This is a genomic window from Enterobacter sp. CRENT-193 (assembly GCF_002787395.1).
GTDB classification, from domain to species: domain Bacteria; phylum Pseudomonadota; class Gammaproteobacteria; order Enterobacterales; family Enterobacteriaceae; genus Enterobacter; species Enterobacter hormaechei_C.
This window is the reverse complement of the sequence record NZ_CP024812.1, coordinates 4,546,501-4,558,836: the sequence shown is the minus strand read 5'-3', so window position 1 is coordinate 4,558,836 and position 12,336 is coordinate 4,546,501. Positions and strand designations below refer to the sequence as shown.

The 12,336-nt window shown below is 53.9% G+C and carries 11 protein-coding genes; 4 read left to right on the top strand and 7 right to left on the bottom strand.

Annotated features, from left to right (window positions below; all coding sequences use genetic code 11):
• Nucleotides 1-337 precede the first annotated feature (337 nt).
• From fucI to fucU, 3 genes are read left to right on the top strand one after another with little or no spacing between them, the layout of a single operon-like run.
• The gene (gene fucI / locus CU081_RS22710; RefSeq protein WP_022650470.1) at nt 338-2,116 is read left to right on the top strand and encodes an L-fucose isomerase; all 1,779 of its coding nucleotides are present in this window, start codon (nt 338-340) and stop codon (nt 2,114-2,116) included.
• Between the two features lie 49 nt (nt 2,117-2,165).
• Nucleotides 2,166-3,569 (top strand): L-fuculokinase, encoded by a 1,404-nt coding sequence (gene fucK, locus CU081_RS22705; RefSeq protein ID WP_032645896.1) that lies wholly within the window; start codon nt 2,166-2,168, stop codon nt 3,567-3,569.
• A complete protein-coding gene (fucU, locus tag CU081_RS22700; RefSeq protein ID WP_022650472.1) occupies nt 3,562-3,990 on the top strand; it encodes an L-fucose mutarotase in 429 nt (142 codons plus the stop codon). The genes fucK and fucU overlap by 8 nt, the downstream gene beginning before the upstream one ends.
• Before the next feature lie 41 nt (nt 3,991-4,031).
• Here the strand turns inward: fucU and cyoE are convergent, their stop codons facing one another.
• From cyoE to CU081_RS22665, 7 genes are all read right to left on the bottom strand, one after another.
• On the bottom strand, nt 4,032-4,919 hold the full coding sequence (gene cyoE, locus CU081_RS22695; protein WP_003859062.1) for a heme o synthase: 888 nt from the start codon (nt 4,917-4,919) through the stop codon (nt 4,032-4,034).
• A gap of 11 nt (nt 4,920-4,930) precedes the next feature.
• Nucleotides 4,931-5,257, bottom strand: a complete 327-nt coding sequence (locus tag CU081_RS22690; protein WP_006809888.1) for a cytochrome o ubiquinol oxidase subunit IV — start codon at nt 5,255-5,257, stop codon at nt 4,931-4,933.
• The gene (locus CU081_RS22685) at nt 5,257-5,871 is read right to left on the bottom strand and encodes a cytochrome o ubiquinol oxidase subunit III (protein ID WP_003859057.1); all 615 of its coding nucleotides are present in this window, start codon (nt 5,869-5,871) and stop codon (nt 5,257-5,259) included. The genes CU081_RS22690 and CU081_RS22685 overlap by 1 nt, the downstream gene beginning before the upstream one ends.
• Complete coding sequence (gene cyoB / locus CU081_RS22680) at nt 5,861-7,852, bottom strand: cytochrome o ubiquinol oxidase subunit I (RefSeq protein ID WP_022650473.1); 1,992 nt, start codon at nt 7,850-7,852, stop codon at nt 5,861-5,863. Before cyoB ends, CU081_RS22685 begins: the two co-directional genes overlap by 11 nt.
• Nucleotides 7,853-7,868: 16 nt before the next feature.
• Nucleotides 7,869-8,816 carry a cytochrome o ubiquinol oxidase subunit II gene (gene cyoA / locus CU081_RS22675; protein WP_003859054.1) on the bottom strand — a complete coding sequence of 316 codons (948 nt, stop codon included), beginning with the start codon at nt 8,814-8,816 and terminating at the stop codon, nt 7,869-7,871.
• Nucleotides 8,817-9,294: 478 nt separating this feature from the next.
• Nucleotides 9,295-10,770: a muropeptide MFS transporter AmpG gene (ampG, locus tag CU081_RS22670; protein ID WP_022650474.1), complete on the bottom strand. Its 1,476-nt coding sequence runs from the start codon at nt 10,768-10,770 to the stop codon at nt 9,295-9,297.
• Between the two features lie 45 nt (nt 10,771-10,815).
• The gene (locus tag CU081_RS22665) at nt 10,816-11,394 is read right to left on the bottom strand and encodes a lipoprotein (RefSeq protein ID WP_003859052.1); all 579 of its coding nucleotides are present in this window, start codon (nt 11,392-11,394) and stop codon (nt 10,816-10,818) included.
• 303 nt (nt 11,395-11,697) lie between these two features.
• On the opposite strand from CU081_RS22665, the gene bolA reads away from it, so the two are divergent.
• Entirely contained in the window at nt 11,698-12,015 is a 318-nt protein-coding gene (gene bolA, locus CU081_RS22660) for a transcriptional regulator BolA (protein ID WP_003859051.1), read from the top strand.
• Nucleotides 12,016-12,336 lie beyond the last annotated feature (321 nt).

The window sequence follows — 12,336 nt, the reverse complement described above, 5'->3', positions numbered from 1 at the left end:
TTAGCTTTCGTCCTTAAAAGCTATTTTAGGGTCATAATTTAGCCAAATCATTTGTATTCAAATTGTGACGCCGTGCAAAGGTATTTTGTTATTTAATTGAATTTAAACGATATATTTAGTTTTTGCTGAATCGTAATACCTGACGCTGATCGAATTTTGACCTCTCATCGTGAAACTGCTCACAGATCCTGCACATTTATCTTGTCTCGTTTTTAGGGAGAACTCTAAGCTAATTCGAGTTAGCAAATTTCACCACTTTCCGTTCACGGTGCTGCCCGGGCGCTTTTTCACGGCTATGCCCCTGAGACGGATAGGTTAACCAACGTGAGGAAGGGCTATGAAAACGATAAAAGCGTTACCCCGGATTGGCATTCGACCTGTTATTGATGGCCGCCGAATGGGCGTACGCGAATCTCTGGAAGAGCAGACCATGAACATGGCGAAAGCCACGGCGGCGCTACTCACTGAAAAATTACGCCACCCCTGCGGTACGCCCGTAGAGTGCGTAATTGCCGACAGCTGCATTGCCGGAATGGCGGAATCCGCCGCTTGCGAAGAGAAGTTCAGCACGTGTCACGTTGGTCTGACGATCACCGTCACCCCATGCTGGTGCTACGGGAGTGAAACCATTGATATGGATCCGCTGCGCCCGAAAGCGATCTGGGGCTTTAATGGCACCGAGCGTCCGGGGGCGGTATACCTCGCAGCGGCGCTGGCAGCGCATAACCAGAAAGGGATCCCGGCGTTTTCCATTTACGGCCACGATGTACAGGATGCGGGCGACGAGACCATCCCGGCAGACGTTGAGGAAAAATTGTTGCGTTTCGCCCGGGCGGGCCTGGCGGTCGCCAGCATGAAGGGGAAAAGTTATCTGTCGGTGGGCGGTGTCTCAATGGGGATCGCGGGCTCGATTGTCGATCACAACTTCTTTGAATCCTGGCTGGGGATGAAGGTGCAGGCGGTGGATATGACCGAACTGCGTCGCCGCATCGATCATAAGATTTACGACGAGCAAGAACTTGAGCTGGCCCTGAGCTGGGCGAAGGCACATTTCCGTTTCGGCGAGGATAAAAACGCAGAGCAGTATCGTCGCAATGAACAGGAAAATGCCGCGATCCTGCGGGAGAGCCTGCTAATGGCGATGTGCATCCGCGACATGATGCAGGGCAACCCTAAACTCGCCGCAATGGGCCGCGTGGAGGAATCGCTGGGCTATAACGCCATTGCGTCCGGTTTCCAGGGGCAGCGCCACTGGACGGATCAGTATCCAAATGGTGATGCCGCAGAGGCGCTGCTGAACAGCTCTTTCGACTGGAACGGTATTCGCCAGCCGTTGGTGGTGGCGACGGAAAATGACAGCCTTAACGGGGTAGCGATGCTTTTTGGGCATCTGATGACCGGCACCGCGCAGATTTTTGCTGATGTACGCACCTACTGGTCGCCGGAGTCGGTTGAGCGTGTTACCGGCCAGAAGCTCACTGGCCGGGCTGAGCACGGCATTATCCATCTGATCAACTCCGGCTCGGCGGCGCTGGACGGTTCAGCGGAGCAGAAAGACGCCGAGGGGAAACCGACCCTGAAACCACACTGGGACATTACTGAGCAGGAAGCCAGCGCGTGCCTGGCCGCAACCCACTGGTGTCCGGCGGTGCATGAATACTTTCGCGGGGGAGGTTTCTCATCAAACTTCCTCACCCGGGGTGGCGTGCCATTTACCATGACCCGCGTAAACCTCATCAAGGGTGTGGGTCCGGTATTACAGATAGCGGAAGGCTGGAGTGTTGAGCTGCCGGAACACGTACATGACATTCTTAATAAGCGCACTGATTCAACCTGGCCTACCACCTGGTTTGCCCCACGCCTGACCGGTAAAGGCCCGTTCAGCGACGTCTATTCAGTGATGGCGAACTGGGGCGCTAATCACGGGGTATTAACCGTCGGGCACGTCGGCGCTGATTTAATCACCCTGGCGTCCATGCTGCGCATCCCTGTATGCATGCATAACGTACCGGAGGCGCTAATTTATCGGCCGACGGCCTGGGGCGCTCACGGTATGGATCCGGAAGGGCAGGATTACCGCGCCTGTGAAAATTACGGACCGTTATACAAACATTAAGCTGGCCTGCCAGCCTGCTCCGGCGGGCTGGCAGCCTGTGGGGACCGCGATGAAAAAATGTTTTCTGGTTCTCGATTGTGGCGCGACGAACGTGCGCGCCATTGCGCTGGATCCCGAAGGGAATATTGTGGCGCGCGCCGCGGTGGCGAACGAAAGCGAAAGCGCCGCTGAAAATCCGGCCTGGCACCAGTGGTCGCTCGACGCCATCATGCACCGTTTTGCCGTCTGTTGTCAGAAAATCAGCGCAGCGCTGAGCGAGCATCAACTGTGCGGAATGAGTGTGACGACCTTTGGCGTGGATGGCGCACTGGTAGATGAGCAGGGAGAACTGCTTTACCCGATCATCAGCTGGAAGTGCCCGCGAACCGTGCCGGTTATGGAAGCGGTTGCCCGTTCATGCTCCCCGGCAGAACTACAGCAGATCACCGGCGTTGGGCAGTTTAGTTTCAACACGTTGTATAAGCTAGGCTGGCTTCAGGACAACCATCCCGATCTGTTACAGCGTGCTCACGCCTGGCTTTTTATCTCCTCGCTAATCAACCATCGCCTGACCGGAAAGATGACGACCGATCTCACGATGGCCGGTACCAGTCAGATGTTCGATCTGCATCAGCAGCGCTTCAGCGAAACGATCTTAAGCAAGATCGGCGTGCCTCATTCCCTTTTCCCGCCGCTGGTTTCCCCCGGAGAAAGGATTGGTGAATTGCGGCCCGACGCTGCATCCAGGCTCGGATTGCCTTGCGGTGTGCCGGTGATCTCCGCCGGGCACGACACGCAGTTTGCCCTTTTTGGCGCCGGGGCGGGAATTAATGAGCCAGTTCTCTCTTCGGGTACCTGGGAGATTTTAATGGCGCGCACCACGCAGGTTGATACCGCTTTGCTGGGGCAATACCCGGGCGCGACCTGCGAACTGGATAGCCGGACGGGGCTCTATAATCCGGGAATGCAATATCTGGCGTCTGGCGTACTGGAGTGGATCCGCGCGCTGTTCTGGTCGCCTGGTACCGACTGGGACACTATTCTGGCTCAGGCGGCGGCAATTCCGAACGGCGCGGATGGCGTCACGATGAATACCCAACTGCTCGACTCTCCACTCGCCGGCTGGCAGGGCGTTACGCTCACCACCACGCCAGCCCATTTTTACCGCGCAGCCCTGGAAGGACTCACGGTGCATCTGCAAGAAAAATGCCTGGCGCTGGAGACGATCGCGCAATTTAAGGCGCGTGAACTCCTGCTGGTGGGGGGAGGTAGCCGCAATATGCTGTGGAATCAGCTCAAGTCCAATGCGCTTGGGATCCCGGTGAAGGTTCTTGAAGAGGCTGATACGACCGTGCTGGGGGCATCTTTGTACGGATGGTGGGGCGTCGGAGAAACGGCCAGCGCTGAGGCTGCTCGCGATCGGGTCCACTATCGTTACCGTTATTTCTATCCTGAGGAGCAACCTTGTGCTTAAAACGATATCCCCTCTGATTTCACCCGAGCTGCTGAAAACGCTGGCAGAGATGGGTCATGGTGACGAGATTATTTTTGCAGATGCTCACTTTCCCGCACACAGCCTGGGGCCAAAGACGATCCGCGCAGATGGCCTGCTCATCAGCGATTTGCTGGCCGCGGTGATACCGCTGTTTGAACTCGACAGCTATGCGCCACCGCTGGTGATGATGGCCCCTGTCGACGGGGATACGCTCGATATCCAGGTCGAAGCGCGCTATCGCAACGCACTCTTTGGTGAGGCGGAAGGGGAGGGGATTACGCGTATTGACCGTTATGCGTTTTATGCGCGGGCACAGAAAGCGTACGCCATTGTGGTGACGGGCGAGACCGCGAAATACGGCAATATACTGTTAAAGAAAGGGGTTACGCCGTACCCATAAAAAAACGCCGGGTTAAACCCGGCGTTTTTACTTCAGTCTTCTTACCAGACGTAAGTCAGCAGGTTTTGTGAATCAGGCACCATGAAGTCTACGGACATCATCACGGACAGGGAGGTGATGGCGACAATCGAGAACACAAACAGCTTGCGTGCCCAGACCTTGTCATCTTCCACTTTGTAACCGCGCAGGGCCATGCCGAGCCACCAGACGCTCACCGCAGCTGCTACCACCAGATATTTATATCCGGCGTAACCGCCCAGAGAGAGCATCAGCGTTGCCACGGCAAAAGCGATGATGTAGAGCGTGATGTGGTTCTTGGCAACCGAAATGCCTTTCACGACCGGCAGAACCGGAATGTTCGCCGCCTGATAATCCTTAAAGCGGAAAATCGCGATGGCGTAGGAGTGCGGCATCTGCCACAGGCTAAAGATAGCCAGCAGGATCAGCGCACCGCTGTCGAACTCGTTCGTGACGGCGCAGTAGCCAATCACCGGCGGCGCAGCGCCGGAGAGAGAACCAATCAGCGTGCCGTAGACGGAGTGACGTTTCATATACAGGCTGTAGACGCCTACATACACCACGAACCCCATCACCCCCAGCCAGCAGGCCAGCGGGTTAGCACCAAACCACAGCAGCATAAAGCCAGCAATACCCAGCAAGGTGGCGTACACCAGCGAGACGGAAGGGGCAATCAGGCCTTTAACCAGCACCCGATTTTTGGTCCTTTCCATCTTCTTGTCGATATCCATGTCGATGTAGTTGTTAAATACACAACCGGACGCAACCACCAGTGACACACCGACCAGGGTGTAAATAAAGAGGGTGTAATCAATGCTGCCTTTAGAGGCCAGCAGGAACCCTCCGATTACGGAGATCAGGTTGCCAAAGATGATGCCTGGTTTCGTGACTTGCAGGTATTGCTTAAACATACTCGCCGCTCTTAGTGAACCATCATGTTGTAGTTAAGGTTCCACATAATCCAGATGGAACCGACTACCAGGATAGCGATGATAATCACGGTAAAGATAAAGGCCGTCATGTTCCAGCCTTCATCGGACTTGGTGTTCATGTGCAGGAAGCAAACCAGATGCACCAGAATCTGAATCACCGCGGTCACCAGGATTGCGCCCAGGATAACCGGCTTAGATGCAGAACCGTTCATCACCATCCAGAACGGGATCACCGTCAGAATGATCGACAGGATGAAACCTGTCATGTAGGTTTTTACGCTGCCGTGGGAAGCGCCATGATCGTTAGAATGACTCATTACATCGCCCCCATCAGATAGACAACAGAGAACACACAGATCCATACCACGTCCAGGAAGTGCCAGAACAGGCTCAGGCACATAATACGGGTACGGTTAGTACTGGTCAGGCCGCGACGGGAGATCTGGAACATCAGTACCGCCATCCAGATCAGACCCGAGGTCACGTGCAGACCGTGGGTGCCGACCAGCGCGAAGAACGCTGACAGGAAGCCGCTACGATCCGGGCCGAAACCTTCCATGATCAGGTGATGGAATTCATAGATTTCCATCCCGATAAAGCCAGCACCAAACAGCCAGGTCAACGCCAGCCAGGAGACAACCTGGCTCTTGTTGTTTTTGTACATGGCGATAGCCGCCATGCCGTAGGTGATGGAGCTGAATAACAGCAGTGCGGTTTCAACCAGTACGAACGGCAGCTCAAAGATGTCCTTACCGGTCGGGCCGCCCGCTGTGCCGTTCACCAGAACGGCATAGGTTGCGAACAGACAGCAGAACAGGATGCAGTCGCTCATCAGGTAGATCCAGAAACCGAAGACTTTCGTCGGTCCTGTATCATGGTGCGCATGTTCATGCGCGTGGGCAGTCGAGTGCGCCAGAGTATCAGTTGCCATTTTTCAGCCCCGCTTTAGAAATCTCGTCAAAATGCTGGTTTTCCAGCTTTTCAACTTCACGGACTGGTACGTAGTAGTCCACGTCCTCGTCAAAGCTCTTCACAATCCAGCTGATTACGATGCCAGCGAAGCCAACAATCGCCATCCACCAGATGTGCCAGATCATTGCGAAACCAAATACCGTTGCGAAGGCGGCAATGACGATGCCCGCACCGCTGTTTTTCGGCATATGGATCTCTTCGTAATGTTCAGGTTGCTTGTACGCTTCACCTTTTTCTTTCATTTCCCAGAATGCGTCACGCTCATGAATGTGTGGCACTACGGCAAAGTTATAGAACGGAGGTGGAGAAGAGGTAGACCACTCCAGCGTACGGCCACCCCACGGGTCACCGGTCAGGTCGCGGTTCAGGTTACGGTCACGGATAGACACGTAGTACTGAATCAGCTGGCACAGAATACCGCAGGCAATCAGCGCTGCGCCGCCCGCTGCAATCATCAGCATTGGGTGGAACTGCGGATCGATCTGCTGGCTCAGACGACGGGTCATACCCATGAAGCCCAGCACGTACAGCGGCATAAATGCTACGAAGAAGCCAATGATCCAGAACCAGAACGCGCGTTTACCCCATTTCTCGTTCAGCGTGAAGCCGAACGCTTTTGGCCACCAGTAGGTTACGCCAGCGAAGCAGCCGAAGACCACGCCACCGATGATAACGTTATGGAAGTGCGCAATCAGGAACAGACTGTTGTGCAGAACGAAGTCAGCACCAGGTACCGCCAGCAGTACCCCGGTCATCCCACCTACGGAGAAGGTCACGATGAAGCCGATGGTCCACAGCATGGCTGAGTGGAACACGATACGACCCTGGTACATGGTGAACAGCCAGTTGAAGATCTTAACCCCGGTCGGGATCGCGATAATCATGGTGGTAATACCGAAGAAGGCGTTTACGTTGGCACCCGCACCCATGGTGAAGAAGTGGTGCAGCCAGACAATGAACGACAGAACGGTAATACATACGGTTGCCCACACCAGAGAGGTGTAACCAAACAGACGTTTACGCGAGAAGGTTGCCGCGATTTCGGAGAACACACCGAACACCGGCAGAACCAGGATGTACACTTCCGGGTGACCCCAGGCCCAAATCAGGTTGATGTACATCATCATGTTGCCACCCATATCATTCGTGAAGAAATGGGTACCCAGATAGCGATCCAGGGTCAGCAGCGCGATGGTGACGGTCAGAATTGGGAACGACGCGATAATCAGGACGTTGGCGCACAGAGATGCCCAGGTAAATACTGGCATCTTGAACATCGTCATACCTGGTGCACGCATCTTCAGGATGGTCACGAAGAAGTTAATACCGGTCAGAGTGGTACCGACACCGGAGAGCTGAAGCGCCCAAATCCAGTAGTCAACGCCCACGCCCGGACTGTATTCAATTCCCGACAGCGGCGGGTAGGCCAGCCAGCCGGTCTGAGCAAATTCGCCCACACCCAGTGACAGGTTAACCAGGATAACGCCGACAACCGTGAACCAGAAGCTCAGGTTGTTGAGGAACGGGAACGCAACGTCGCGCGCGCCGATTTGCAGCGGAACGACCACGTTCATCAGACCGATTACCAGCGGCATCGCCACGAAGAAGATCATGATAACGCCGTGGGCGGTAAAGATCTGATCGTAGTGGTGCGGTGGCAGGAAGCCGGCTTCGCCCGCAGACGCAAGCGCCTGCTGGCTACGCATCATGATTGCATCCGCAAAGCCACGAATTAACATGACGATACCGACGATGCAGTACATGATACCGAGTTTTTTGTGGTCAACCGAAGTCAGCCACTCATTCCACAGGTAGCTCCACTTACCGAAGTAAGTGATCAGGCCAACTAAGGCCGCGCCACCAATGATAATTGCAGCCACCGTAACCATAATAATCGGTTCATGGTAGGGCACTGCATCCAGTGTCAATTTTCCGAACATTTTCTTCCTCGGCCCCTTAGTGAGCGGTTTCCGCGTGGCTCATGTCCATGCCTTCCATACCCTGGTGCGTGTTGTGCTCGCCTTCAGGCTGGGTCATGTCCATGCTCATGCCGTGATCCATAAATTTGCCAATAACATCTTTGAACAGATTCGGTTTCACGTTAGAGAAGTACTCCACCTTGTTGTATTCGCTAGGTGCAGCCACTTTTTCGAACGCCGCCATGTCAGACATGGTGTTGGTAGACTGCTTCGCTTTTGCAACCCACTGGTCGAAAGTCGCGCGGTCTGGCGTAGCGATAGCTTTGAACTTCATACCCGAGAAGCCCGGGCCACTATAGCTGGCGGAGATACCGTCGTAGGTGCCTGCTTCATTCGCGATCAGGTGCAGGTTAGTCTGCATACCGGCCATCGCGTAAATCTGGCTGCCCAGACGTGGGATGAAGAAGGAGTTCATTACGGAGTTGGAGGTCACTTTGAACTGAACCGGAGTGTTCGCCGGGAAGGCGATTTCATTCACGGTAGCAATGCCCTGCTCTGGATAGATGAAGAACCATTTCCAGTCCATGGAGACCACTTCAATGGTAATAGGTTTTTCATCGTGAACCAGCGGTTTGCTCGGCTCAAGTGCGTGAGTGGTTTTCCAGGTCAGTACAGCAAGGAACAGGATGATCAGAATAGGTACCGTCCAGACCACAGCTTCCACTTTATTGGAGTGTGACCAGTTAGGGCTATACTTCGCATCTTTATTGCTCGCACGATACTTCCAGGCGAAACCAACAGCCATCAAGATGGCAGGAATAACCACAATCAACATCAGGCCAAAAGCCGTCAGTATCAATGAACGTTGTTCCAGTCCAATCTGTCCTTTGGGGTCTAGTAGTGCAGAATCGCAGCCACTGAGTAATACAGTGCCTGCGAATAATGACAACCATCCCAAACTTTTATTGTATTTCCTGAGTCTCATTTAACGACCTCAATTCCACGGGAGTCTGGTGGCGTTTAAAGTGTGGGGGCATTTTACGGGAAGGTTACATTACTGTAAACATCATTAGCCCTGTGTCAGGAAGGTGTTACCGGGTTCTGCCGCACATGTCACAAGTGTTGCAAATTATGTCGCGTTTTCCGGGGGAAGCCGCACGGAGTGGGCGTTATAACGAAAGGGTGCCCCAGCATACCGCAAAAGGGACAATTGGTATAACCATTGCGGAAAATACACAAATAATTAACAATTAATTATCAATAAAAAGACAACTAAAAAACGAAAATTCAATCTTTCGAATGCTGAATCGTTTAACGGAAAATAGCGTAGCGAAATAAGCTCCAATAATTTCCGAATGCTATCCCGCACAAAACAACAAATATTTTTTTTGCCGCTGGCGGTTATTTCGCCGTTATAATTTCGTATCGTTATTACAACGGGAAATAACCTTTCGCTTTTTACTTCATGTCATCTGCGTTTTCCGCAGTGACATGAAATCCAGCATCCCACCGGTCAGGATACCCACGATGGCGAGAAACACGCCTGCATCAAGCAGCTGGGTTTCAAAAGGAAGCGACAAGGTGGTCGTCGCATTGATAATGAGAACCGCGAGCCACACTACCAGCGCAAGACAACCTCCCATCAGCAGACGCAGGGCAAACCGGTAAGCAGCCTGATATTCCGTGCGCGGCATGAAGTGTTCCGTCCGCTGGGTATATTCCAGCGTCTGGCGACAGACCAGCAACAATAAAATCCCCGGCACAGCCGCCACCACCGAGAAGAGATAAAATGTCGGCCAGCCGTGGGCTTCAACAAACCAGCCCGCGACGGGACCTACGTACACGCGCCCGACGGCTGAGAGGGCAGAGAGCAGGGCAAACTGGGTGGCGGAAAATGACTTATTGCACAGCGTCATCAGCAGGGCGACAAATGCCGCAGTGCCCATACCTCCGCACAGATTTTCAAAGAATACCGCCGTCGCCATGCTGATCATATGCTTGTCGGTGATCGACAGCAGCCAGTAACCGGCATTCGAAGCGCCCTGAAGGATGCCGAAGATCAGCAGAGCACGGAACAGCGACAGACGCTGCATCAATACGCCGCCGTACAGCGCGCCGACGATCGTGGCAAACAGCCCCAGGGTTTTGTTCACCACGCCGACCTCGCCCGCATCAAACCCGACGCCGCGGATCAGGAAGGTGGTGGTCAGACTCATGGCGAAAGCGTCGCCGAGCTTATAAAGGACAATCAGCAGCAGGATCAGCCAGGCATTATTGCGACCAAAGAAGTCGCGGAGCGGTGCGGCGACGGCCTGCTCCAGCGAGCGGGGAACCGGAATCACATCGCTCGGTTCAGGCGCGAATAGCGTGGCAAAAATGCAGGGGATCAGCAGAGCGGCCATCAGCCAGTACATTCCCTGCCAGCCGAGATAGCGGTCGGCAAGCCAGAGGGCCAGCCCGCCGGAAACCAGCATACCCAGGCGGTAGCCAAGCACGCTGATTGCCGCACCGGCGCCACGCTCTTCCGCTGGCAGGACGTCCGTCTTCCAGGCGTCAAAAACAATGTCCTGCGAAGCGGAGCAGAAGGCGATGACCACCGCAAGCGCGGCCATCCAGCGCAGCTGTGTTGACGGCTCAAGGAAACCCATTGCGGCAATGGCCAGCAACAGCAGCACCTGCGTCATCGCTAACCAGCCGCGACGGCGCCCGAGGAACGGTGGGGTATAGCGATCCATCACCGGCGACCACAGGAACTTAAAAACGTAAGCCTGGCCGACGAGCGAGAAGAAACCAATGGTTTTAAGATCGATGTTCTCAACCGTCATCCACGCCTGTAACGTGCCGGAGGTGAGCGCAAGGGGCAAACCGGAGGCGAAACCAAGGATCAGCAGAATAGCTGATTTCGGTTGCTGGAAAATGCGTAAGTAGTGACTGGACATGTTCTTATGAACTGACCCGGTGAAGCACCGGGTCAGTCAGCAGGATTAACGGGCGTTCTGCTTGATGAAGTCGTGAATGCTGGTGTCCTGTGCCATGTCGGCAATGGTGTCAGTCAGCACGCTGTTAACCGCGTCAGCGATATTTTTGTTGGAGGCCTGGAATGCGCCTTCAACGGAATAGCTCGCACGGTAGTTTTTGTTCATTTTGTTGCCGTTCTTCGCGGTAGCGATGATGGCGATATCGGCTTTAGTCGCAATGTTGTAGCGAACGTTACCCTGGGAGACGTCAGCGTACAGGTTGTTCACGATGATTTGCAGATCAACCGCGCCGCTTGGGCCAATCATGTAGCCGCGGGAGGTCATCTGTTTCTCCAGCACTTCCTGCAACAGGAAGCGCAGGTCGCGGGAGGCGGTCAGCGTGACCTGTTGGTTGTCGCGAGTCACTTTCGCCAGCGCCTGGTCCTGACGCTGATCGGCGCCATTAATGCTGACCGTAACGCCCATCAGGCTTGGATCCTGCTGAGGCAGGGTAATTTTTGGTGAAACGTCAATGGTCGTCGGCGGAGTCGCGCAGCCGGCGAGCATAAAGAGTGCTACCAACGGAAAGAAGAGTTTTTTTAACATTTTCGGGTTCTCAACGAATCGTAAGCAAAGAGAGAAAAATTGCCGCCATCATAACATCGCTAACGGCCAGGGGAAGTGGTCAACGCATGTAAATTCATCGCCTTGTCCGAAAACTGACCACCTTTCCGCTTTTCTCTGCCTGTAAGTGACAAAACGTATGAACCTCATAGTGAACTTCATTCGTTTGGGTGAGAAAATCAGACGAAAGCTAAATATTTGTTGTCAAGGTGTAATGGAACCGGTAAAAGCGGCTAATATTTAAAGGGATGGGTGACATCTTAGCGTTGTCGGAGGAGTGATTTCATGATGATACGTGAACAGATAGAAGAAAAATTAAGGGCAGCGTTCAACCCTGTGTTTCTCGAAGTTGTCGACGAAAGCTATCGTCATAACGTGCCGGCAGGTTCTGAAAGCCACTTTAAAGTGGTTCTGGTCAGCGATCGCTTCACGGGAGAACGTTTCCTGAACCGACACCGCTTGATCTACAGCACCTTGACGGAAGAACTCTCCACAACCGTACATGCGCTGGCGCTGCATACCTACACCATTAAGGAATGGGAAGGGCTACAGGATACGGTATTCGCATCACCGCCTTGTCGGGGTGCAGGCACCATCGCCTGATAAATCGGATTTGCAACCGCCGGAGTTTTTCCAGTATGTTGCTTACAGATTTCGTCAAGACGGCCTTCGGGCCGTTTTGTTTTGTCTGAGTTTTGAGCGGATGGCGCGTTTTTAAGGCTAAAAATAGCCTTAAAGTGTGAAAAAAGCCGCAGCAACATGCTCCAACCGTTCTCGACTCACCTAAGTGATGCCGCTATAATGCCGCGTCTTATTGAATGTCTTCGGGATGATTCTGGCGACAGGGAATGTGAATCTGCACATAAGAGAGCATCCCGGTATAACAGACAGATTCAGAGTTGACCGAGCACTGTGATTTTTTTG

Bases quoted from the DNA above. Each gene is read 5' to 3' on its own strand.
- bolA (WP_003859051.1), top strand. From the start codon at position 11,698: ATGATGATACGTGAACAGATAGAAGAAAAATTAAGGGCAGCGTTCAAC.
- ampG (WP_022650474.1), bottom strand. From the start codon at position 10,770: ATGTCCAGTCACTACTTACGCATTTTCCAGCAACCGAAATCAGCTATT.
- CU081_RS22685 (WP_003859057.1), bottom strand. From the start codon at position 5,871: ATGGCAACTGATACTCTGGCGCACTCGACTGCCCACGCGCATGAACAT.
- cyoB (WP_022650473.1), bottom strand. From the start codon at position 7,852: ATGTTCGGAAAATTGACACTGGATGCAGTGCCCTACCATGAACCGATT.
- CU081_RS22665 (WP_003859052.1), bottom strand. From the start codon at position 11,394: ATGTTAAAAAAACTCTTCTTTCCGTTGGTAGCACTCTTTATGCTCGCC.
- fucI (WP_022650470.1), top strand. From the start codon at position 338: ATGAAAACGATAAAAGCGTTACCCCGGATTGGCATTCGACCTGTTATT.
- cyoA (WP_003859054.1), bottom strand. From the start codon at position 8,816: ATGAGACTCAGGAAATACAATAAAAGTTTGGGATGGTTGTCATTATTC.
- fucK (WP_032645896.1), top strand. From the start codon at position 2,166: ATGAAAAAATGTTTTCTGGTTCTCGATTGTGGCGCGACGAACGTGCGC.
- CU081_RS22690 (WP_006809888.1), bottom strand. From the start codon at position 5,257: ATGAGTCATTCTAACGATCATGGCGCTTCCCACGGCAGCGTAAAAACC.
- cyoE (WP_003859062.1), bottom strand. From the start codon at position 4,919: ATGTTTAAGCAATACCTGCAAGTCACGAAACCAGGCATCATCTTTGGC.